The organism is Teichococcus vastitatis (assembly GCF_003604215.1).
Taxonomy (GTDB): domain Bacteria; phylum Pseudomonadota; class Alphaproteobacteria; order Acetobacterales; family Acetobacteraceae; genus Pseudoroseomonas; species Pseudoroseomonas vastitatis.
In genome coordinates, this window is record NZ_QXGS01000008.1 from 122,597 (window position 1) to 142,396 (window position 19,800).

The window sequence follows — 19,800 nt, forward strand, 5'->3', positions numbered from 1 at the left end:
GTCCGGGGGAAGTTTTCCCCCGGACTTTTTCAGGGTCCTGGGAATCTTCGCGTGTTTTCTCGCCTTTCGGCCCTGACCGGCCGCCGCGCCCTGTTCGCCGCCTTCGGCCTGGGCGTGCTGGCGGCCCTGGCGCTGCCGCCGCTCTACCTTGTTCCGGTGCTGCTGCTGGCGGTGCCGGGCTTGCTGGCGCTGCTGAACGGCGCCGGCACCACCCGCCGCGCCGCCCTGGTGGGCTTCGCCTGGGGGTTGGGCCATCACGTGGCGGGGCTGTACTGGATCAGCCACGCGCTGCTGACCGATCCCTGGCGCTGGGGCTGGCTGGTGCCGGTGGCGGTGCCGGGCCTCGCCCTGCCAATGGCAGCCTATGTGGCGCTGGTGGCGGCCGTGGCGTGGCAGGCGCGGCCCGGCTGGCCACGCTGGCTGGCCCTGGCGGCGGCCTGGACCCTGGCGGAATGGCTGCGCGGCCTGCTGTTCACCGGATTTCCCTGGAACGCCATCGGCACCGTCTGGGCCTTCCACGCGCTGCCGCTGCAGGGGGCGGCGTTTGTGGGCGTGTATGGCCTGTCGCTGTTGACCCTGCTGCTGGCGGGCGTGCCGGCGCTCGGCTGGCGGTTCCGGGTAGGCGGCGCGATGGTGCTGCTGGTGCTGGGCGGCCTCGGCTGGCTGCGGCTGGCGGCGCCGGAGCCGCCACCCCAGCCGGTGGAGGTGCTGCTGGTGCAGGGCAATGTGCAGCAGGAAGCGAAGTGGCGCGAAGACCAGCGTTGGCCGATCTTTCGCCGTTACCTCGACCTGACGCGGGACGGCGCCGCGCGAGCCGCCGCCGCGGCGCCGGGGCGGCCCCTGGTGGCGATCTGGCCGGAAACCGCCAGCCCGTTCCTGTTGCCGGCCGATGCGGCGGCGCGCGACTACGCGGCGCGCACCCTGCCGCCGGGAGGGCTGCTGCTGGCGGGCTCCGTGCGGGCGGAGTTCACGCCGGAGGGGCGGGTGAGCCAGGTGTTCAACAGCCTGTCCGCCGTGGCCGCCGATGGCCGCCTGCTGGCGGTCTATGACAAGGCGCATCTGGTGCCGTTCGGCGAGTACATGCCGCTCGGTGGATGGCTGCCGGTGCGGGTGGTGCAAGGAGGGCTGGATTTCAGCGCCGGGCCCGGTCCGGTGTCACTGGCGCCGGGCGGGCTGCCCGCTTTCAGCCCGCTGATCTGCTACGAGGTGATCTTTCCGGCGGCGGTGGTCGACCCCGCATCCCGCCCGACCTGGATCGTCAACATCACCAATGATGCATGGTTCGGCTTCTCCGCAGGGCCGTACCAGCATTTGGCCTCGGCACGACTGCGGGCTGTGGAGGAGGGGCTTCCACTCGCGCGCGCCGCGCAGACCGGGGTGTCGGCCCTGTTCGATGCGCGTGGACGCGAACTGATACGCCTCGGCTTGGGCGAGGCCGGTAGCGTGTCTGCACCAATTCCGGCACAACTTCCCGTGACGATCTTCGCCAAATTCGGGAATATTCCGTCTCTGATCTGCGCGATGCTTATGCTTCTGGTTGTGGCATTCAGGCGGAAATCATCGGAAAGGATGTGAAGCGCGCGAAAGCTGTTTCTTAAATGAGAATTCTCGAAAGAGTTGACAAAATCCTGCTGCTCTCCTAATTCAACTTATCGAACTGCAAGATGGCCAGCCGCCTCTTGCCAAGGATGTGGCGGAGATTCAGACCATGCCGAGCGATCAAGTGGCGGAGCGGACCGAGCGCGAGCATCGACCGAGCCCGATCGACGTGCATGTCGGCTCCCGCGTCCGGCTGCGCCGGACCCTGCTCGGCATGAGCCAGGAAAAGCTGGGCGAGGCGCTGGGCCTGACCTTTCAGCAGGTCCAGAAATACGAGCGCGGCGTGAACCGCATCGGCGCCAGCCGCCTGTTCGATCTGGCCCGCGTGCTGGATGTGCCGATCGGCTTCTTCTTCGACGACATGCCGGATGCGATGGGCGGCGGCACCACGGCCCTTCGGGCCCGCCTGGGCGGCTTCGCCGAGCAGCAGGAAGGCTTCGAGGACGACACGCTGCACAAGCGCGAGACGCTGGAACTGGTGCGGGCCTATTACCGCATCACCGAGCCGGCCGTTCGCAAGCGAGTCTTCGACCTGATCAAGAGCCTGGCACCGACCGACTGACGCGGCACCGGACTCAGCTCCGGCGATTGCGGCGGGATGCCAGCGGCACCGCGCGGGTGAGCCCGGGCGAGGGCTCCCGGTGCTGCCGCAGCGCTGCCGCGCCCGCCGCCACCGTCTGCTCCACCGCCGCCGTCAACGCCTTGCGGTCGGCCGAGGCGCCGGGTGCCACCGGCTCGTGCAGCAGCACCGTAACGCCGCCACTCGGCAATTGTGCCAGGCGCCAAAAATGGCTGCCGATCTCCATGTCGCCATACCAGGCGAAAAACACGCGGTCACGGCGGCGGGCGGGCAGGCCGCCCAACCGGTCATAGGCGACCGAGACTGGCTGCACCGCCGACGCCGCCTCCGCCAAGCTCAGAAAGGCGGAGCGGAACGGCAGCACGCGATTGCCGTCATTGCTGGTGCCTTCCGGAAACAGGATCAGGCTGCCGCCCTCCGCTAGGCGGTCCCGCATGGCGGCGGCTTCCTGGCCGGTGCGGCCGCGGCTGCGGCTCACGAATACGGTGCGGCCGAGGCGGGCCACGGTCCGAATCACCGGCCACCCGGCGACCTGGGCCTTGGACACGAAGGCGGCTTCCAGCACGCTTCCCAGCACCAGGATGTCGAGCCACGAGGCATGGTTGCTGATGAACAAGGTCGGCGCGGCCGGGCTCGCTTGGCCCACCACGCGCACCCGCAGCCCGATCAGCCGGCAGAGCACGCGATGGAACAGGCGCGCGAACCGCCGCTTGCCGCGGCCCGGCAACACCAGCAGTACGGATTGGACCGGCATGCAGCCCAGCGTCCATGCGGCGGCCAGGAACAGGCGCAGGCAGGCGCGCAGCAGTGGGCGCAGCCGTTCCGGGGGGAGGGGCCGGGGATCCTCCAGCACAACCGGTGCGTCGGAGCGGCTGCGCGGGCTCAGCGGTTCGGCATCCGGCGCGGACGGCCGCGGCATGGGGCGGTGGCGCGACGCATCGGCGCGGCGAAGCTTCCCACGGCGGAATTCCGCATCACCGGCCGCTAATCCCTCCCGCCGATCTTGCGCTCGTAATGGCGGGAATATTTCTCCGTCACCAGCTCGGTCTTCACAACAACGCAAACATCGGTGGTGTTGAACTGGCTGTCGATCACCGCGCCGTCCCCAACAAAGCCGCCCAGGCGCAGATAGCCCTTCACCAGGGGCGGCAGTTCGGCCAGGGCGGCACGCGGGTCGAGCTGCGCGGGGTCCAGCCGGTCCATCGGCACGAAGCGCTCCTGCAGGGCGCGCGGGCGCAGCTCCGGCGGCGCCAGATGATGGCTGTGCAGATAGCTCAGCGGCACCGCCAACTGCTCGAGATCGGTGCCCGGCAAGCTGGCGCAGCCGAACATCACGCCGATCTGGTGTTTCGACACGTAGGCGGCGATGCCCGACCACAGCAGCTGCATGGCCTGCCGGTTGCGGTAGCACGCATCGACGCAGGAGCGGCCGAGCTCCAGGATCTCGCCCGGCTGGCGCAGCAACGGGTCGATGTCGTATTCGGACGCCGAATAGAAGCCGCCGACCCGGGCCGCCGCGCCGCGCCGGATCAGCCGGTAAGTGCCGACCACGGCCGACACCCCTTCGCCGAGATCGTGGTCCAACACCAGGAGGTGGTCGGCCACGGCGTCGAAATCGTCGCGATCCCGCTGCAGGCGGGCCGTCTGCGCGTCGGGATGCGCACCCATCTCGCCGTAGAAGATGCGATAGCGTAGCGCCTGCGCGGCATCCACTTCGGCCGGGTCGGTGGCGATTCGGACGCCAAGATTGCCCGTACGCAGTTCGCCGAAGCCGGCGCCTGCATCCAGACTCATGCCGGTTCTCCGCCGCGCCGGCGCGGCCCGCGGCGCGGCGCCGCTTCCGCATCGGCCGGGCGGCGGCCAAACAATTCCAGCCGGTGGCCGATCAGGGTGAAGCCCAAGCGCTCGGCGATCGCCTTGGCCAGCGCCTCGTGCTGCACGTCGGAAAACTCGATCACCTTGCCGGTGTCGATGTCGATCAGGTGGTAATGGTGGCCGTGATCGGTGGCCTCGTAGCGGGCGCGGCCACCGCCGAAATCATGCCGCTCCAGGATGCCCTTCTCTTCCAGCAGCCGCACCGTGCGGTACACGGTGGCGATGGACACGCGGGCATCGAGTGCCAGGGCCCTGCGATACAGCTCCTCGACATCCGGGTGGTCGATGGCTTCCGACAGCACGCGCGCGATCAGCCGGCGCTGGCCCGTCATCTTCAGGCCGCGCTCGATGCAGAGCCGCTCGATCCGCAGCGGGTCGGGGCGCTCTTCGGCGTCGCGGGGCGTGTCGGTGCGCGTGTCCATGGGGGCGGTCAGGTACTCTCCGGTGCCGGGCGGGGCGAGGAGCCGCCGCGCCCGCACGCATTATGACACGACAGCGCAGCATGTCAGAAGCCATGCCGCCTGGGCCGGTGGATCGGATCCGGCCGGCAGGCCCGGATCCCGAGCATCAGCCGGGCGTCGCTGCCTTGCCATCATCAGGCCGTGAAGGCAAGCGGGCGGTCCGTGCCCGCACAGACTCAGCTGGCCGCGCCGCGGCGCGGCCGCACCGGACGAGGCTTGGTGCCGAGGCCGATCTTCTTGGCCAGGGACGAACGGTGCCGCGCATAGTTCGGCGCCACCATCGGATAGTCCTGCGGAAGTCCCCAGCGCTCCCGGTACTGTTCCGGCGTCATGTCATAGGCGGTCTTCAGGTGCCGCTTCAGCATTTTCAGCTTCTTGCCGTCTTCCAGACACACCAGGTAGTCGTCGGTGACGGATTTCTTCACCGGCACGGCGGGCTGCGGCCGCTCCGGCGGCGGCGCTGCGACGGCGGGCGTGGTGCCGAGGCCCGAAAGCGTGCGGTGCACCTGCTCGATCAGGGACGGCACCTCGGCCAGCGAGACGGAATTATTCGACACATGGGCCGCTACGATCTGGGCCGTCAGGCCAAGAAGTTCGCGCGGACCTTGTTCTTCGGACATTACCGAGCCTCACTGAAATTTTGCAGGATGATCCCAGGTTCATGGTCATCCATAATGTCCGTCAATATATCGCCGACCTTGCAAGCTTCGCAATTCACGATTTTCTTGGAGTAGGAGAAAAACCACCGGGCCTAGAATACAGTTCCGCAAGAAAACATGTCGGCAGCAGTCGCGTCACCCACAACCGAAACTTGCCGCCGCGTCTTTCTCTGCACGCCCGCAGTGCTGAATGCAGCGAGAAGCCATGGAAAACGGCAGAATCCAGTCGGGAACCGGCGCTGGCCCGGACAATGCCGGATCGCGCGCAGTGCTTGCCGCCGTTCCGGGCGGCTATGCTTGGCAGGAGCGGCTCAGGATCAGCGCGTCACTGCCATCGCCATAGTAACGCCGGCGGCGGCCGACGGCGGTGAAGCCGGCGGAACGGTAAAGGCGCTGCGCCGGCTCGTTGCGGTCCGACACCTCCAGGAAGAGGCGCGCGGCGCCGGCGGCGGCGGCCAGTTCCAGCGCGCTGTCCAGCAACGCGGCGCCGAGCCCGAGGCGCCGTGCCTCGGGTCGCACGGCGAGCGTCAGCACCTCCGCCTCGTCCGCCGCCACGCGGCACAGGATGAAGCCCAGCTCCTCGGCCTGGAGCCCGAAGGTGCCGGGCATCTCCAGCAGCAGCCGGATGGCGTCCCCGCCCCAGCGCTCGGCCGGCGGAAAGCTCAGGGCATGCAGCAGGGCCAGCGCGGCGGCATCCGCCGCCCCCGCCAGCCGCAACTCATGCACCGGGCGGCTGCCGCACCGCGGGGGGCTCGACATACAAGGGAAGCGCCGCCCGCGGCGACAGCTCGCCCGAGGCCCGCAGCGCCGCCACCGCGGCCGCCGCGCCGGCTTGCGGCAACCATGATTCGGTCAGGTGCACGGTGGCGCCGTGTGCCAGGAGGGAGGCGGCCGCGGCCTCGGCGGCGTCGCCTACCAGCGCCACGGGCTGATCCGGCAACGGCAGCGCCTCCAGTTCGAAAGGTTCCGGCGGCGCGGCCGCGGCGCTGGCGCCGGCTGCGATGCGTTCCAGCAGCACCCGGCCGCGCCTGGTGTCGATCACCGACCAGACCGCGTGACTGCCGCGGAGGGCAGCGGGCAGGGCGGCGGCCAGGGCCTCGCCGGTGGTGACGCCGATGGCGGGCCGGCCGATCGCCAGGGCCAGGCCTTGCGCCAGCGCCAGCGCCGCGCGCAGCCCGGTGAAGCCGCCGGGCCCCACCACCGCCGCCACCGCATCCAGCTCGGTGGCGGCCAGCCCGGCCTCGGCCAATACCCGCGCCACCATCGGCGGCAGCGCCGTGGCCTGGCCGCGCGCCCCATCCTGCGCCGCCTGTGCCAGCACCATGCCATCCGCCCATACCGCCGCCGAGGCACGCGCCAGGGCGCCATCCACTGCCAGGATCCGCATGCGCGCTGCATAGGGCAGATCCGCCCCACGGGGAACTCACCCATGGACATCGCCGCCATGCCGCGGCCGTGGCAGGATGCGGCCATGCTCACGCCGATCACCGCGGAGGAGGGCTTCCTCCTCGACCTCCGCTACGCCACGGCCGACAACCTCACCGGCGCGCCGATCTACCGCCGCCCGGTGGCGCTGCTGCTGCCGCTCGCGCACCAGCGCCTGCTGCGCGCCCGCGATCAGGCGGCGCGGTTCGGCCTGCGCATCAAGGTGTTCGACGCGTTCCGGCCGATCGAGGCGCAATGGGCCTTGTGGCATGCCGTGACCGACAAGCGCTTCGTGTCCGACCCCAGGGCCGGCGGCGTGCATCCGCGCGGCGCGGCGGTGGACCTGACGCTGTGCGAGGCTGGCACCGGCGCCGAACTGCCAATGGGCACCGGCTTCGACGCGGTGGCGGCGGAATCGGCACATGGCCATCCCGGCGTGCCAGTGGCGGACCAGCGCAACCGCGCCCTGCTGCTGGGCATCATGGTGGCCGCCGGCTGGGCGCCCTACAGCCTCGAATGGTGGCATTACGAACTGCCGGAAGCGCGTGACTTCCCGCCGCTCAGCGCCGGCGCGGTCCGGGACGGTCCGATGTGAGGCGCCGGACCCCGGATGCTTGGAAAACGGGCGCGAAGGAACATATAAGGAACTTATGAATCGCGGATCATCTGGATGGAATTGCGCGCCAAGCTCGCCCTGCTCGCGGACGCGGCCAAGTACGACGCCTCCTGCGCCTCCTCTGGATCGGAAAAACGCGATTCCACCCAGGGCGGGCTCGGCAGCACGGAAGGCATGGGCATCTGTCACGCCTATGCGCCGGATGGCCGCTGCATCTCGCTGCTGAAGCTGCTGCTGACCAATGCCTGCATCTTCGACTGCGCCTATTGCATCAACCGCGCCACCTCCAACATCCGCCGCGCCCGCTTCACCGTGGATGAGGTCGTGCGGCTGACGCTGGCCTTCTACCGCCGCAACTACATCGAGGGGCTGTTCCTGTCGTCCGGCATCATCCGCTCGGCCGACTACACCATGGAGCAGCTGATCCGCGTTGCCCGCACCCTGCGGGAGCAGCACGGCTTTCTGGGCTATATCCACCTCAAGACCATTCCCGACGCGGCGCCGGAACTGCTGGCCGAGGCCGGGCGCTGGGCCGACCGGCTGTCGATCAACGTGGAACTGCCGCAGATCGCCAGCCTCAAGGAACTGGCGCCGGAGAAGGACCTGCCGGCGATCCACGGCGCCATGGGCGAGCTGTCCACCCACATCGCCGATGCCAAGGAAGCCAGACGCACCGCCGGCCGCGCCGCGCCGCCGCGCTTCGCCCCGGCCGGGCAGTCGACGCAGATGATCATCGGCGCTGACAACAGCACCGATGGCCAGATCCTCGGCACCAGCGACGGGCTGTACAAGCAGTTCAGGCTGCGCCGGGTGTATTATTCGGCCTATTCGCCGATCCCCGATGCCTCGGCCGCCCTGCCGCCACAGCCACCGCCGCTGCTGCGCGAGCACCGGCTGTACCAGGCCGACTGGCTGCTGCGCTTCTACGACTTCACCACCGAGGAGATCCTGTCGGGCGGCGAGGACGGCATGCTGGACCTGGAGGCCGACCCGAAGCTGGCCTGGGCGCTGAAGCACCGCGATGACTTCCCGCTCGACCTCAACAAGGCCCCACGCGAGGCCTTGCTGCGCGTGCCCGGCCTCGGCGCCCGCAACGTCGACCGCATCCTGGAGGCGCGGCGGCATTCGCGGGTGAAGCTGGCCGACCTGGCGCGGCTGCGGGTGCCGCTGCGCAAGGTGGCGCCGTTCCTCGTGGCGCCGGACCACCGGCCACCGCCGGGGCAGATCGACGCCACCGGCCTGCGGCAGAAGCTGCTGAACCCCTCCGCCTTCGCCGCGGCGCAGCCGGCGCAGCTCTCCCTTGCGCTGTAGCGTCACCCTGGATGCGCCGGCCGATTACGGCGGCTGGCGGCGCGCGGCGCGCGACCTGCTCGGCGCCGGCATCCGGCCGGAGGAGGTGTCCTGGCACACGCCGGGGGACGCGCCGGAACTGTTCGCCGGCACCGCGCCGCCTGCGGCCAGACCCGCCGCCCTGAGCGTGCCGCGCGACTTCCTGGAGTTGGCGGAACTCGCCGTCCGTCACAGTGACGGGGAACGCTTCGCGCTGCTGTATTCGCTGCTGTGGGATGGCCGCCGCGATCCCGGCCTGCTGCGCAACCCGGCCGAGGCACGCATGGTGCGGCTGCACGCCATGGCCCGCGCGGTGCGGCGCGACGCGCACAAGATGCACGCCTTTGTCCGCTTCCGCGAGATCGACACGCCGGAGGGGGAGCGCTCCGTCGCCTGGTTCGAGCCGGAGCACCACATCGTGGAAGCCGAGGCCGGCTTCTTTCAGCGCCGCTTCGCCGCGCTGCGCTGGTCGATCCTGACGCCGCGCCGCTGCGCCCACTGGGATGGCGAGGCCCTGGGCTTCACCGACGGCGCGCGCCGTGCCGATGCCCCGGCCGGCGATGCGGCGGAGGATCTGTGGCGCACCTACTTCGCCTCGATCTTCAATCCGGCGCGGTTGAAGCCGGACGCCATGCGCGCCGAGATGCCGAAGAAATACTGGAAGAACCTGCCCGAGGCCCGGATCATCCCCGAGCTGATGCAGGGCGCGGAAGGCCGGCTGCGCGCCATGCTGGGCCAGGAGGCCAAGCCCCCGGCGCGGCGGCAGAAGCCCGGCCGCGACGCCGGCTGACAGCCGCTCACTCGGAAGGCAGCCAAACCTTGAAGGTGGCGCCCTCGCCCTCGCGGCTCTCGATGTGCAGCTGGCCACGGTGGCGGTTGACGATGTGCTTGACGATAGCGAGGCCGAGCCCCGTGCCCCCGGCATTGCGCGAGCGCGCCTTGTCGACTCGGTAGAAGCGCTCGGTCAGCCGCGGAATGTGCTCGCGCGCGATGCCCGGCCCGTCATCCGTGACGGCGAACATCACTCCCGGCCGCGCCCCGCCCACCCGGGCCGCCGCCAGCTTCACCACGCCGCCGGCATGGCCGTGCCGCACGGCGTTCTCCAGCAGGTTGCGCAGCACCTGGGCCAGCTGCTCGGCGTCGGCCGGCGCGGCCACCGCATCCTCTGCCAGGTCGAGCTGCAGCGTCACGTCTCGCCGCGCCAGGATGGGGGTCATGGCCTCGGCCTCGGACCGCGCCATCTCGGCCAGCGGCACGCGGCCGGTGGGCGCCTGGTGCTCGGCCAGCTCGATGCGCGACAGGCCCAGCAGGTCCTCGATCAGCCGCCGCATCCGCTCCGACTGCTCGGCCATGATGCCCAGGAAGCGGGCCCGCGCCTCGGGGTCGTTCTCGGCCGGGCCGCGCAGGGTCTCGATGAAGCCCATCAGGCTGGCCAGCGGCGTGCGCAGCTCGTGGCTGGCATTGGCCACGAAATCGGCCCGCATCCGTTCCACCGCCCGCTCGCGGGTGCGGTCGGAGAGCTGGATGATCAGCCGCCCGCCATCCGCCAGGGGCGGCTCCAGCGGGATCACCTGCGCCGCGAGTTCGCGCGGCACCGGCACGGGCAGGATCAGGTCGGCGGCCTGCCGGGTTCCCTCGGCCAATGCCCGGTCCACCGCGCCCGCCAGGGCCGGGTGGCGCAGCAGGGCGGCGGTGTCGCCGGCCAGCGGCCCGGCCTCGGCGGCGCGGGCGCCGAACAGGGCGCGGGCGGCGGCGTTGGCGCGCAGCGGCGCGCGGTCGGCCCCCAGCACCAGCAGCGGATCCGGCAGGCTTTCCAGGATGGCGCCATCGACCCGGCGCATCCGGTTGATCTGCTCCGAGCGCTCGGCCAGGGAACGGGACAGGCGGGTGACGCCGTCCGCCACCTCCGCCAGGGCGGGCAGGTGCGGCGGCGGGGCGTCGGCGCTGCCGCCCTCCGCCGAGCGCCGCAGCACGGCAGACAGCCGCCCCAGGTCACGCAGCCAGAAGCGGGACAGGGCCAGGGCGAAGCAGGCCACCAGCATCATGCACAGCAGCGCCGGGCCGGGCTGCGCCTGCCCGGTCAAGGCCAGCCCCGCCAGCAGGCCAAAAGGGAGGCCGCCGATCAGCGACGCCGAGCCCAGCCAGCGCCGCGGCGCCGGCCCATCCTGTCCCATGACCAGCGATCCTCCGGGATTGTTGAACCGCCATCCTTGCGGCAGGCGCCGTGGCTGTCGACCGCCGGCCCGCAACAATCCGGTGGCGAATGTCCCGGGCCGCCCGGTTCAGAAGCCGGTGCTGCCCGGCAACTCGGCCGGCGCCACCGTGGCCGGCGCCGCGCCGGGGGACAGGGCATACACCGCCAGCGCCCGCTGCACCTGCCCGTCGGGGTTGAGCCGCAGCGCGCCATCCGCGCCGAGCACCGTCTCGCCCACCGGCATCACCGGCGGCACGCCGGGGGAAGCGTTGCGCATGGCCCGTGCCGCCAGCGCTGCGGCATCATAGGCGACGCCGACCAGCCGTGCCGGGCGGCTGCCGAAGGCGGCTTCGTAGCGGCGGTCGAACTGGCTGCGGGCGGCCGGGTCGGGACCGGGAAACCACGCACCCGCCAGGGCGGGCTGCTGCGTCAGACTCTCGTCGCTGCCCCATAGGGCATGCCCGGCCAGCCGCAGCGGCGGCACGGCGGCCCCGGCGGCGACCAGGCCGGCGGCGAAGTCGCGCGCCCGCGCGCCGCTTTCGCCCAGCAGCAGCATCTCCACCGCGCTGTCGGGCGGCGCGTCGACCCCGGCGCCGATGCGGCCGGCGATTTCGCGGGCTATCAGGCCGGGCTGGGCGGCGGCAGGATACAGCTCCACCACCGGGGCGGCGAGGCCGAGGTCGCGTGCGGCGCCACGCAGGGCGGTGGCCATCTGCCGGCCCAGCGCATTGTCCGGCGCGGCCAGGCCGAAGCGGCGCACCCCGGCCTCATGCGCGGCGCCGGCCACGCGGCGCACTTGCTGATCCAGTGTTAGGCCGAGCGGCCACACATGGCCGCTGGCCTGGCTGGCATCGTTGGTGAAGGGCAGCACCGGCACGCCGGCGCCCTGGGCGGGGCCGGCCACGGCGGCGGTTTCCGGCCCGGTCAGGGGACCGACGATCACCCGCGCACCCTCGGCGATGGCGCGCCGCGCGGCGTCCGCCGCGCCGGACGCGGTGCCGCCGGTATCGCGCGGCAGGAATTCGAAGCCGGGGCCGCCCTGCTCAAACAAGGCCAGCTGTGCGGCGTTCAGCAGCTCGGGCCCGAGCGCCGCCTGCGGCCCGGTCAGCGGCAGCAGCACCGCCACCTTCTCACGCGGCGGCTGCGGCGGCTGGGCTGGCAGGGCGCCGTAGCCGGAAGTGGGCGGGAAGGACGGGCCGGAGGCTTGCGGAGCGCAGGCCGACAGCGCCACAAGGGCGCCGAGCGCCAGCGCCGCCAGCCCCCGGCGCGGCATCGCCGGCGAGGCGGGGGAGAAAGGTTCGGCCCATGCAGCAGATCGACGAGCAGGAAACACCAAAGCAAACCTCCCCCAGGGAACAGGAAACAACGCGGGAACCGGAAGCGGAGCCGGCGGCGCCGGGCGCGGCCGGGCTGACGCTGGTAGCGACGCCGATCGGCAATCTCGGTGACCTCGCGCCGCGTGCCGTCGCCGTGCTGCGCGCGGCGGCTGCGGTGTTGTGCGAGGACACCAGGGTAACCGCTCCACTGCTGTTGCGACACGGACTTTCGGCAAAGCTCATGCCGCTGCACGAACACAACGAGGACGCCGCGACCCCTCGGCTGGTTGCACGAATGCAGGCCGGCGACAAGCTGGCGCTGGTGTCGGATGCCGGCACCCCGCTGATGAGCGACCCCGGCTACCGCCTAGTGCGGGCCGCCATTGCCGCGGGGATCACCGTGTCGGCGGTGCCCGGGCCGAATGCGGCGGTGATGGCGCTGACCCTGTCGGGCCTGCCGCCGCACCCCTTCCTGTTCCAGGGCTTCCTGCCGCCGCGCGCTGCCGCGCGCAGCGCCGAGCTGGCGAAGCTGCGGGCCGCCGAGCGCGCCGGGCTCCGCGCCACGCTGATCTTCTACGAGGCGCCGCACCGCTTGGCCGAGACGCTGGCCGCGCTGGCCGAGGCGATGGGCCCGCGCCCGGCCGCCGTGACCCGGGAGCTGACCAAGCGGTTCGAGGAGGTGCGGCGCGGCACGCTGGCCGAGCTGGCGGCGCATTACGCCGAGCACGCGCCGCGGGGGGAGATCGCGCTGGTGGTCGGCCCCCCGGGCGAGGATGCCCCGGACGCCGAGGCCGGGCTGGACGACCGGCTCCGCGCCGCGCTGGCGGCGGGAGAAAGCCTGCGCGACGCCGCGGCGTTGGTGGCCACCGCCACCGGCCTGCCGCGCAAGCAGGTCTATGCGCGGGCACTGGCGCTGCGCGCCACCTCGTGAGGCCGCTTGCCTGCGCTCCTGAGTGCAGGTAGCACGGTTTTTCCACAGCCTGCGGTTGTCATGCCGCGAGAACGGCCCAAAAGGGGTTTCATGGCCGAGTCCCATCCGACGATCGAAGCGCCCATCATCATCTTCGCCTTCGACCGGGCGGCCTATCTGCGGCGCTTCTGCGAATCGCTGAAGGCCCAGCAGGGCGTGGCGCTGGACGAGCAGCGCATCTTCCTGTTGCAGGACGGGGCGGTGTCACGCCGCTCCGGCGTCCGCTACGCCGAGGACGAGGCCATCGCGGACAGCATCGCCGCCTTCCGCGCGGTGTTTCCGCAAGGGCAGGTGATGGCCTCGGCGGAGAATCTCGGCATCGCCTTCAATATCCGCCGAGGCGAGTCGCTGGCCTTCGAGACGCTAGGGGTCGAGACCGCTTATTTCTTCGAGGACGACCTGGAACTCGGCCCGGCCTACCTGCTGATGATGGAGCGGCTGCGCGGCCTGCTCGCACCCTTTCCCGAGATCGGCTACTTCGCCGCCTATGGCGACCACCGCGCCACGCCGGACCCGAACCGCGTCCAGGTGGTGCCGCTGGACCACCACTGGGGCTTCGCGCTGCGCCGGGAGCCCTGGACGCGGATACAGGAGTGGCTGGCGCCATATTTCGCCATCCTGAACAAGACCGACTACCAGAGCCGCAACCATATCGGCGTGTATCGCTGGCTGGAACGGCAGGCGATGGCCATCGACAAATCGTCGCAGGACGCGCTGAAGGCAGTGGCCTGCGCGCAACTCGGCATCGCGCGGGTGATGACCGACACCACCTTCGGCCGCTACATCGGCGAGAAGGGCGCGTCCTTCAACGAGCGCCGCTTCCGCGAGATGGGCTATGACCGCATGGTGCCGGCGGAGCGCGGCGACCTGCCGCTGGACCCGCCGACCGAGGGCGCGATCCGAGCCATGCTTGCCCGGCAGCAGGCGCATTTCCGCAATTTCCGGGAGCGGGAGTTCGATGGCTTCCTGGAGCGCTACGGCGCCTGCAACTGGGATGCGGACCGTGCCGTCACGCGGGAGGAGCTGGACAACCTTTATGCCCTTCTGCTCGACCGCCTGCCGGAGGGCGAGCACATCTATGAGCAGTATGTCGGCAAGGCCCCGGTGCGGCGGCTGCGCGACATCATGATCAACAGCCGCGAGTTCCGCGGCCGCACTTTCAGGAGCTGAGCGGCGCGGCAGCGGCAGGCGGGGCCTGCCGCGCCGGCACCATTCAGCCCGGCGGGCTCAGGCGGCGCGGCGGTCGCCGTGGCCACCCTCGCGCACTTCCTCGACGATCTTGGCGACGAAGGCGTCCAGATCGGCCGGGGAGCGGCTGGTGACGATTCCCTGATCGGTCACCACCTCCTGGTCCAGCCATTCGGCCCCGGCATTCGCCACGTCGGTCTTGATGGACTGGAAGGAGGTCATGCGGCGGCCCCGGGCCAGCCCGGCTTCCACCAGGATCCAGGGTGCGTGGCAGATGGCCGCCACCACCTTGCCCTGGGCGGCAAAATCCCGGACCAGCGACAACACGGTCTGGTCGATCCGCAAGTGATCCGGGTTCAGGACGCCGCCCGGCAGCACCAGGGCGTCGTAATCGGCGGCCCGGGCATCCTTCACGGCGCGGTCGACCGGAACGGTCTCGCCCCAGTCTTCCGGCTGCTTCATGCCGTCCCAGGCGGTGATGGAGCCGGGCGCGCGGGTCTTCTCGGGTGCCGCGACATGAACGGTGGCGCCCTGCTCACGCAGCTTGCGCAGCGGCACGGTCAGCTCCTTCTCCTCGAAGCCATCCGTAGCGACGATCAGGATCTTGGCCTGCTGGATGTCAGGCATGGCGTATCTCCTTTGTCGGTGTCCCGGCTCAACGCCCGCGGCGGAGCGGAGTTGAGCCGGGGCACCGGCGCGGAAGACATGGCCGGGTGGAGACGGCTGCAACGCAACCCTCCCGGTCCGGTTCAATGGCAGCCGGCGCCCCCGGATCTCAGCCGAGCCGCGACAATTCCCGCACCGCCACGGTGGCGGCGGCCAGGTCAGGCCGTGCCGCCGCTTCCTGCACGATGCGCGCCACCGCCTCGGCTTCCGGCAAGCCGCTCCGCAGGCAGCGCGTGGCCAGCCGCCCCTGCGCCGCCGCCAGGTCGTCCAGCAGCGCGGCGCGGGCGCGCGTGGCAAAGGGACCGGAGGCCGGCGCGGCGGCGATGCACTGGCGCAGCAGCGGCAGGTGGAAGCGGTGGCCCACCTCGCCCCAGGCCTCGGCGGCCTGGGCGGGCGGCACGCCGGCCGCCTCCGCCAGCCGGACGATGGCCGGAACCGCCTGCAGCGCCGGGGCGGCGGCCACCAGCCGCGTCACGCTGTCCGGCAGGCCGCCGCCGGCACCCTCGGGGCCGGGCGGAAGGACGGCCAGCAGCGCCTCGGTGCCGGGGCGCAGCCGGGCCAGCGCCTCCTCCAGCGGCCGGTCCAGCTCGGGCGTGCCCAGCAGCTCGCGTGCCGTGGCGCCCAGCAGCTGACGGATCGTCAGCAGCGCGGCGTGCCGGGTGTCCGGCGCCGCGTCCCGTGCGGCATCGGCGGCCTCCGCGGCCTCCTCCAGCCGCAGCAGCCGGCTGGCCATGATGGCGGCGCGCGCCGCCTCGGCCGGGCCGGTGCCCGCCGCCAGTTCGGCCAGCCCGGCCGGGCCGAGGCGGTTGGCCACCTCGTTCGCCAGCGCGGTGGCCAGCAATTCGCGCCGCAGCCTGTGGCGGGCGATGAAGGGCGCGAAGTCGCGCTGCAGGGCGGTGGGAAAATAGCCCTGCAGCAGCGGCAGCAGCGCCGGATCGTCCGGCAGCCCGCTGTTCTCGATCGCGTCGGTCAGCCACAGCTTCGCCACCGGCAGCAGCGCCGCCAGCTCCGGCCGGGTCAGCGTCTGGCCGGCGGCGATGCGGTCGGCCATGGCGGCGGCGTCCGGCAGGTTGGCCACGGCGCGGTCCAGCAGCCCGGCCTGTTCCAGCCGCACCATCAGCGCGGCCTGCGCGGGCAAGGCCGCGGCGCCGGCCTCGGCTTCCAGCGTGACGGCCAGGGATTGCTGGGCGTTGTCGCGCAGCACCAGCGCCGCCACCTCATCCGTCATGGCGGCCAGCAGGCCGTCGCGTTGCTGCCGGGTCAAGGCCCCGGCGGCCTCGGCATCGGCCAGCAGGATCTTGATGTTGACCTCGTGGTCGGAAGTTGAGACGCCGGCCGAATTGTCCAGCGCGTCGGTGTTCAGCCGTACGCCCTGGCCACCCGCTCCCTGGCGCGCCGCCTCGATGCGGCCGGGCTGGGTCAGCGCCAGGTTGGCGCCCTCGCCGATGATGCGGGCGCCGACCTCGCGCCCGTCGATGCGGATGGCGTCGTTGGCGCGGTCGCCGGCCTCGGCCTGCGTTTCGGTGGAGGCTTTGATGTAGGTGCCGATGCCGCCGAAATAGAGCAGGTCCACCCGGGCACGCAGGATGGCCTGCATCACCGTGGCGGGGTCGGGCTTCTCGGCCTCGATGCCGAGCAGGGCGCGCGCCTGGTCCGACAAGGGCACGGTGCGGGCATTGCGCGGATACACACCGCCGCCCGCGCTGATCCTGGCCGCGTCGTAATCGGCCCAGGAGGAACGCGGCAGGGCGAACAGCCTGGCGCGTTCGGCGAAGCTCGCCGCCGGATCGGGATCGGGGTCGATGAAGATGTGGCGGTGGTCAAAGGCGGCCAGCAGCCGCGTCTGCCGCGACACCAGCAGACCATTGCCGAACACGTCGCCCGACATGTCGCCGACGCCCACCATGGAGAAGGGGGTGGACTGGATGTCGTGGCCCTGTTCGGCGAAGTGGCGGGCGATCATCACCCAGGCCCCCTTGGCGGTGATGCCCATCGCCTTGTGGTCATAACCCTGCGACCCGCCAGAGGCGAAGGCGTCGTCCAGCCAGAAACCGTATTCCTGCGCCAGGCCGTTGGCGATGTCGCTGAAGGTCGCGGTGCCCTTGTCGGCGGCGGCGACGATGTAGGGGTCGTCGCCATCGCGGCGCACCACCCGCTCGGGCGGCACCACGGCGCCTTCCCGGAGGTTGTCCGTCACGTCCAGCATGGCGCGGATCAGCGTCTTGTAGGCGGCGATGCCGGTGGCGGTGAAGGCTTCCCGGTCGGAGGCGGGGGGGACATGGCCTTTCAGCACGAAGCCGCCCTTGGCCCCGGTGGGCACGATCACGACGTTCTTGAGCCGCTGCGCCTTCATCAGCCCCAGGATCTCGGTGCGGAAATCCTCCCGCCGGTCGCTCCAGCGGATGCCGCCGCGCGCCACCGGGCCGGCGCGCAGGTGGCAGCCCTCCATGTGCGCGGCATGCACGAAGATTTCGCGCCAGGGACGCGGCAAGGGCATCGGGCCGGCCGCGGCGCTGTCGATCTTCAGCGCCAGATAGGGCTTATTCTGGAAGAAATTGGTGCGCAGCACGGCGTCCAGGGCGGTGCGCAGCCGGGCCAGGATGCGGTCGGTGTCGGGGTCCTCGATCCCCTCCATCAACGCGGCCCATTCGGCGTCCAGCCGGGGCTCCTCGGCGGCGGTGGTGCGATCCGGGTCGAAGCGGGCATTGAACAGGTCCACCAGCAGCCGGGCGGCGCGCGGCTCGGCGTTCAGCGCCGCTTCCACCGAGGGCTGCGCGAAAGCGAAGCCCAGCTGCTTCACCCAGCGGAACAGGGCACGCAGCAGCCACGCCTCGCGCCAGAACAATCCGGCGCGCGGCACCAGGCGGTTGAAGCCGTCCACCTCGACCCGGCCCGATTGCAGCGCCTCCAGGGCTTCCAGCAGGGCGGGAAAACGGGTCTCGGGCAGGGTGGTGCCGGCTTCCAGGCTGAACACGTGCAGCACCGCCACCGCCTGCTCGCCCTGCCGCAGGTGATAGGGCTGCTCCTCGATGGCCCGCAGGTCGAGGCTCTCGAACAGCGGCAGCGCGTCGGCCAGCGGCAGCGGCCCCGCCGGATGCACCAGCCGCAGCGACAGGGTGCGTTCCGCCATGCCCGGCGCGCGCTCGATCCGGGCGATGGGGCGGCCGGCCTGCAGCGCGGCCTCGACCATCGACAGATCGGCCACGGCGGTGCCGGGCGCGGTGCTGTCGGTGTAGGCATCGGGGAAGGCATCGGCCCAGCGCGCCAGGATGGCCGCGGACCGGGCCTCGCCATGCTCGGCGGTCAGCGCCTCGCCCAGCCGGTCGGTGAAGGAGCGGGCGGCCTGCGCCACCGCCGCCTCCATCGCGGTGTCGTCCACCGCCGGCACCGCGCCCGGTGCGGTGCCGATGATGTAGTGGACACGCGCCAGCGGCGTGTCCCCCAGCGCGATGTGGAAGGCGGAAAGCCGGCCATCGAAGGCGCGGGCCAGCATGGCGCCGACCCTTTCGCGCAGGCGGGTGTCGAAGGTGTCGCGCGGCAGCCAGGCGATGGCCGAAACAAAGCGCTCGAACGGGTCGCGCCGCAGGTACAGCGCCGGGCGCGGCCGGATGCCGAGGTCGAGCGCCCGCCGCGCCCCGTCCAGGATCGCCTCGTCCCCCGCCTGGAACAGTTCGTCGCGCGGCCAGGTGTCGAGGATGTTGCGCAGCGCGCGGCCGTCATGGCTGTCCGAAGCGACGCCGGCGAGGCCCAGGATGCGCTCCACCTTGGCGCCGAGCCAGGGAATGGAGCGCGGATTGCGGTTATAGGCGGTGGCGGCGAACAGGCCGAGAAACAGCCGCACCCCGGCCGGCTGCCCGTCTGGGCCGAAAACCCGGGTGGCCACCACGTCGGCATGCTGCGGCCGGTGCACGCGGGCGCGCAGATTGGCCTTGGCGATCCCCACCACCGGCCCGTCGCGCAGCGAGGCGCGGATCGCCGGCGGCACGGCGGACAGGTCGCGCAGCGCGTCGAACACGGCCACGCTGTTGTCCCGCAGCAGGCCCAGATTGCCCCCCGCGCTGTCCGGGGCGCCGTTCTCGCCGAAGCGGATCAGCCGGTGGCCGAGAAACACGAAATTCTCTTCCGCCAGCCATCGCAGGAAGTCGCGGCCATCGCCGGGGCCGATCTCGGCCTGCGCCGCCTGCAGCTGTTCCAGCACGGCGGGGAAATCCTGCACCGCCAGCCGCACCTCGGCGATGGCGCGGCGAATCGCCGCCTCGGTGGCTTCCCAATCGGCCGCCGGGGCGGCGCCGCTGCCCAGCAGGCGGGTGGTGACCGGCGCGATCTCCACGTGCATCAGGCTTTCCGGCGCGCCCTCGGCGCCGTCCGCGAAGTCCAGCAACCGTCCTTCGCCGTCGCGCCGCACCCGCATCACCGGATGCAGCAGCCGCCGGGCGGTGCGCCCCGAAAGGGTCAGCGCCGCCAGCACGCTGTCCACCAGGAACGGCATGTCGCGGGTGGCGATCTCGGCCAGCGCCACGGCGCCGCGGCCGGGACCCGGCGGGCGCAGCCGCACCTTCGCCCCGTCCGGCGGCAGCTGCTGCGCGAAGGTGAACAGGCTGGCGGCGGCGGCGGCCAGGCGCTCCGGCGGCTCGGCGGCCAGCTCGGCGGTGGGCAGTCCTTCCGCCATGCGGAGCAGCAGCGTGCCGGCGGCGGCGGGCAGGGAAGGCGCCTGCCGGTGCAGCGCCTCGGTGGCGGCGCGCAGCAATTCGGCGCGCGCCCCGCCCTTGTCCAGTCCGTCCGGCATGCCGGGTTCCTCCATGCTTCAGCGTCACGGAGGATCGCCCCGGTCAGGCCGCGCTTCAAGCCATGCCGTGCCGAAACCTTCGGCAATCTGCATAAGAAGCCGGCGGCCGGCGAATCGCGCGAGGGGCGTGTCAAAG

At 71.9% G+C, this 19,800-nt stretch carries 17 protein-coding genes; 7 read left to right on the top strand and 10 right to left on the bottom strand.

Annotation, left to right across the window (positions count from 1 at the left end; all coding sequences use genetic code 11):
- Positions 1-51 precede the first annotated feature (51 nt).
- On the top strand, positions 52-1,575 hold the full coding sequence (gene lnt, locus D2K64_RS12785) for an apolipoprotein N-acyltransferase (protein ID WP_238384165.1): 1,524 nt from the start codon (positions 52-54) through the stop codon (positions 1,573-1,575).
- Between the two features lie 133 nt (positions 1,576-1,708).
- A complete protein-coding gene (locus D2K64_RS12790) occupies positions 1,709-2,161 on the top strand; it encodes a helix-turn-helix domain-containing protein (protein WP_120008751.1) in 453 nt (150 codons plus the stop codon).
- A gap of 13 nt (positions 2,162-2,174) precedes the next feature.
- Here the strand turns inward: D2K64_RS12790 and D2K64_RS12795 are convergent, their stop codons facing one another.
- The 6 genes from D2K64_RS12795 to tsaB all read right to left on the bottom strand — a co-directional run bounded on the left by D2K64_RS12795 (position 2,175) and on the right by tsaB (position 6,561).
- Positions 2,175-3,098, bottom strand: a complete 924-nt coding sequence (locus D2K64_RS12795; RefSeq protein ID WP_120008752.1) for a lysophospholipid acyltransferase family protein — start codon at positions 3,096-3,098, stop codon at positions 2,175-2,177.
- 65 nt (positions 3,099-3,163) lie between these two features.
- Positions 3,164-3,973, bottom strand: a complete 810-nt coding sequence (locus D2K64_RS12800) for a GNAT family N-acetyltransferase (RefSeq protein WP_120008753.1) — start codon at positions 3,971-3,973, stop codon at positions 3,164-3,166.
- Positions 3,970-4,476: a Fur family transcriptional regulator gene (locus D2K64_RS12805; RefSeq protein ID WP_120008754.1), complete on the bottom strand. Its 507-nt coding sequence runs from the start codon at positions 4,474-4,476 to the stop codon at positions 3,970-3,972. The genes D2K64_RS12800 and D2K64_RS12805 overlap by 4 nt, the downstream gene beginning before the upstream one ends.
- 215 nt (positions 4,477-4,691) lie before the next feature.
- Positions 4,692-5,135: a MucR family transcriptional regulator gene (locus D2K64_RS12810; RefSeq protein WP_120008755.1), complete on the bottom strand. Its 444-nt coding sequence runs from the start codon at positions 5,133-5,135 to the stop codon at positions 4,692-4,694.
- 330 nt (positions 5,136-5,465) lie between these two features.
- On the bottom strand, positions 5,466-5,933 hold the full coding sequence (locus D2K64_RS12815) for a GNAT family N-acetyltransferase (RefSeq protein WP_120008756.1): 468 nt from the start codon (positions 5,931-5,933) through the stop codon (positions 5,466-5,468).
- On the bottom strand, positions 5,893-6,561 hold the full coding sequence (gene tsaB, locus D2K64_RS12820; protein WP_120008757.1) for a tRNA (adenosine(37)-N6)-threonylcarbamoyltransferase complex dimerization subunit type 1 TsaB: 669 nt from the start codon (positions 6,559-6,561) through the stop codon (positions 5,893-5,895). Before tsaB ends, D2K64_RS12815 begins: the two co-directional genes overlap by 41 nt.
- Positions 6,562-6,603: 42 nt before the next feature.
- Here tsaB and ddpX point away from each other — a divergent pair, with 42 nt between their 5' ends.
- The 3 genes from ddpX (at position 6,604) to D2K64_RS12835 (ending at position 9,334) form a co-directional block, all read left to right on the top strand.
- Entirely contained in the window at positions 6,604-7,194 is a 591-nt protein-coding gene (gene ddpX / locus D2K64_RS12825) for a D-alanyl-D-alanine dipeptidase (RefSeq protein WP_456316373.1), read from the top strand.
- A gap of 75 nt (positions 7,195-7,269) precedes the next feature.
- On the top strand, positions 7,270-8,526 hold the full coding sequence (locus D2K64_RS12830) for a putative DNA modification/repair radical SAM protein (RefSeq protein WP_120008758.1): 1,257 nt from the start codon (positions 7,270-7,272) through the stop codon (positions 8,524-8,526).
- Positions 8,516-9,334, top strand: a complete 819-nt coding sequence (locus tag D2K64_RS12835; RefSeq protein WP_120008759.1) for a TIGR03915 family putative DNA repair protein — start codon at positions 8,516-8,518, stop codon at positions 9,332-9,334. The genes D2K64_RS12830 and D2K64_RS12835 overlap by 11 nt, the downstream gene beginning before the upstream one ends.
- A gap of 7 nt (positions 9,335-9,341) precedes the next feature.
- Here the strand turns inward: D2K64_RS12835 and D2K64_RS12840 are convergent, their stop codons facing one another.
- Both D2K64_RS12840 and D2K64_RS12845 read right to left on the bottom strand, forming a co-directional pair.
- Positions 9,342-10,718, bottom strand: coding sequence for a sensor histidine kinase (locus D2K64_RS12840; RefSeq protein ID WP_120008760.1), 1,377 nt, complete (start codon positions 10,716-10,718; stop codon positions 9,342-9,344).
- Positions 10,719-10,826: 108 nt separating this feature from the next.
- Positions 10,827-12,011 carry a penicillin-binding protein activator gene (locus D2K64_RS12845; RefSeq protein ID WP_120008761.1) on the bottom strand — a complete coding sequence of 395 codons (1,185 nt, stop codon included), beginning with the start codon at positions 12,009-12,011 and terminating at the stop codon, positions 10,827-10,829.
- Between the two features lie 32 nt (positions 12,012-12,043).
- Here D2K64_RS12845 and rsmI point away from each other — a divergent pair, with 32 nt between their 5' ends.
- Entirely contained in the window at positions 12,044-12,985 is a 942-nt protein-coding gene (gene rsmI / locus D2K64_RS12850; protein ID WP_120008762.1) for a 16S rRNA (cytidine(1402)-2'-O)-methyltransferase, read from the top strand.
- 90 nt (positions 12,986-13,075) lie between these two features.
- Entirely contained in the window at positions 13,076-14,194 is a 1,119-nt protein-coding gene (locus tag D2K64_RS12855; RefSeq protein WP_120008763.1) for a glycosyltransferase family protein, read from the top strand.
- Between the two features lie 57 nt (positions 14,195-14,251).
- Here D2K64_RS12855 and D2K64_RS12860 read toward each other — a convergent pair whose 3' ends face one another.
- Both D2K64_RS12860 and D2K64_RS12865 read right to left on the bottom strand, forming a co-directional pair.
- Positions 14,252-14,839, bottom strand: coding sequence for a type 1 glutamine amidotransferase domain-containing protein (locus tag D2K64_RS12860; protein ID WP_120008764.1), 588 nt, complete (start codon positions 14,837-14,839; stop codon positions 14,252-14,254).
- 148 nt (positions 14,840-14,987) lie between these two features.
- Positions 14,988-19,664 carry an NAD-glutamate dehydrogenase gene (locus D2K64_RS12865; RefSeq protein ID WP_120008765.1) on the bottom strand — a complete coding sequence of 1,559 codons (4,677 nt, stop codon included), beginning with the start codon at positions 19,662-19,664 and terminating at the stop codon, positions 14,988-14,990.
- Positions 19,665-19,800: the final 136 nt, after the last annotated feature.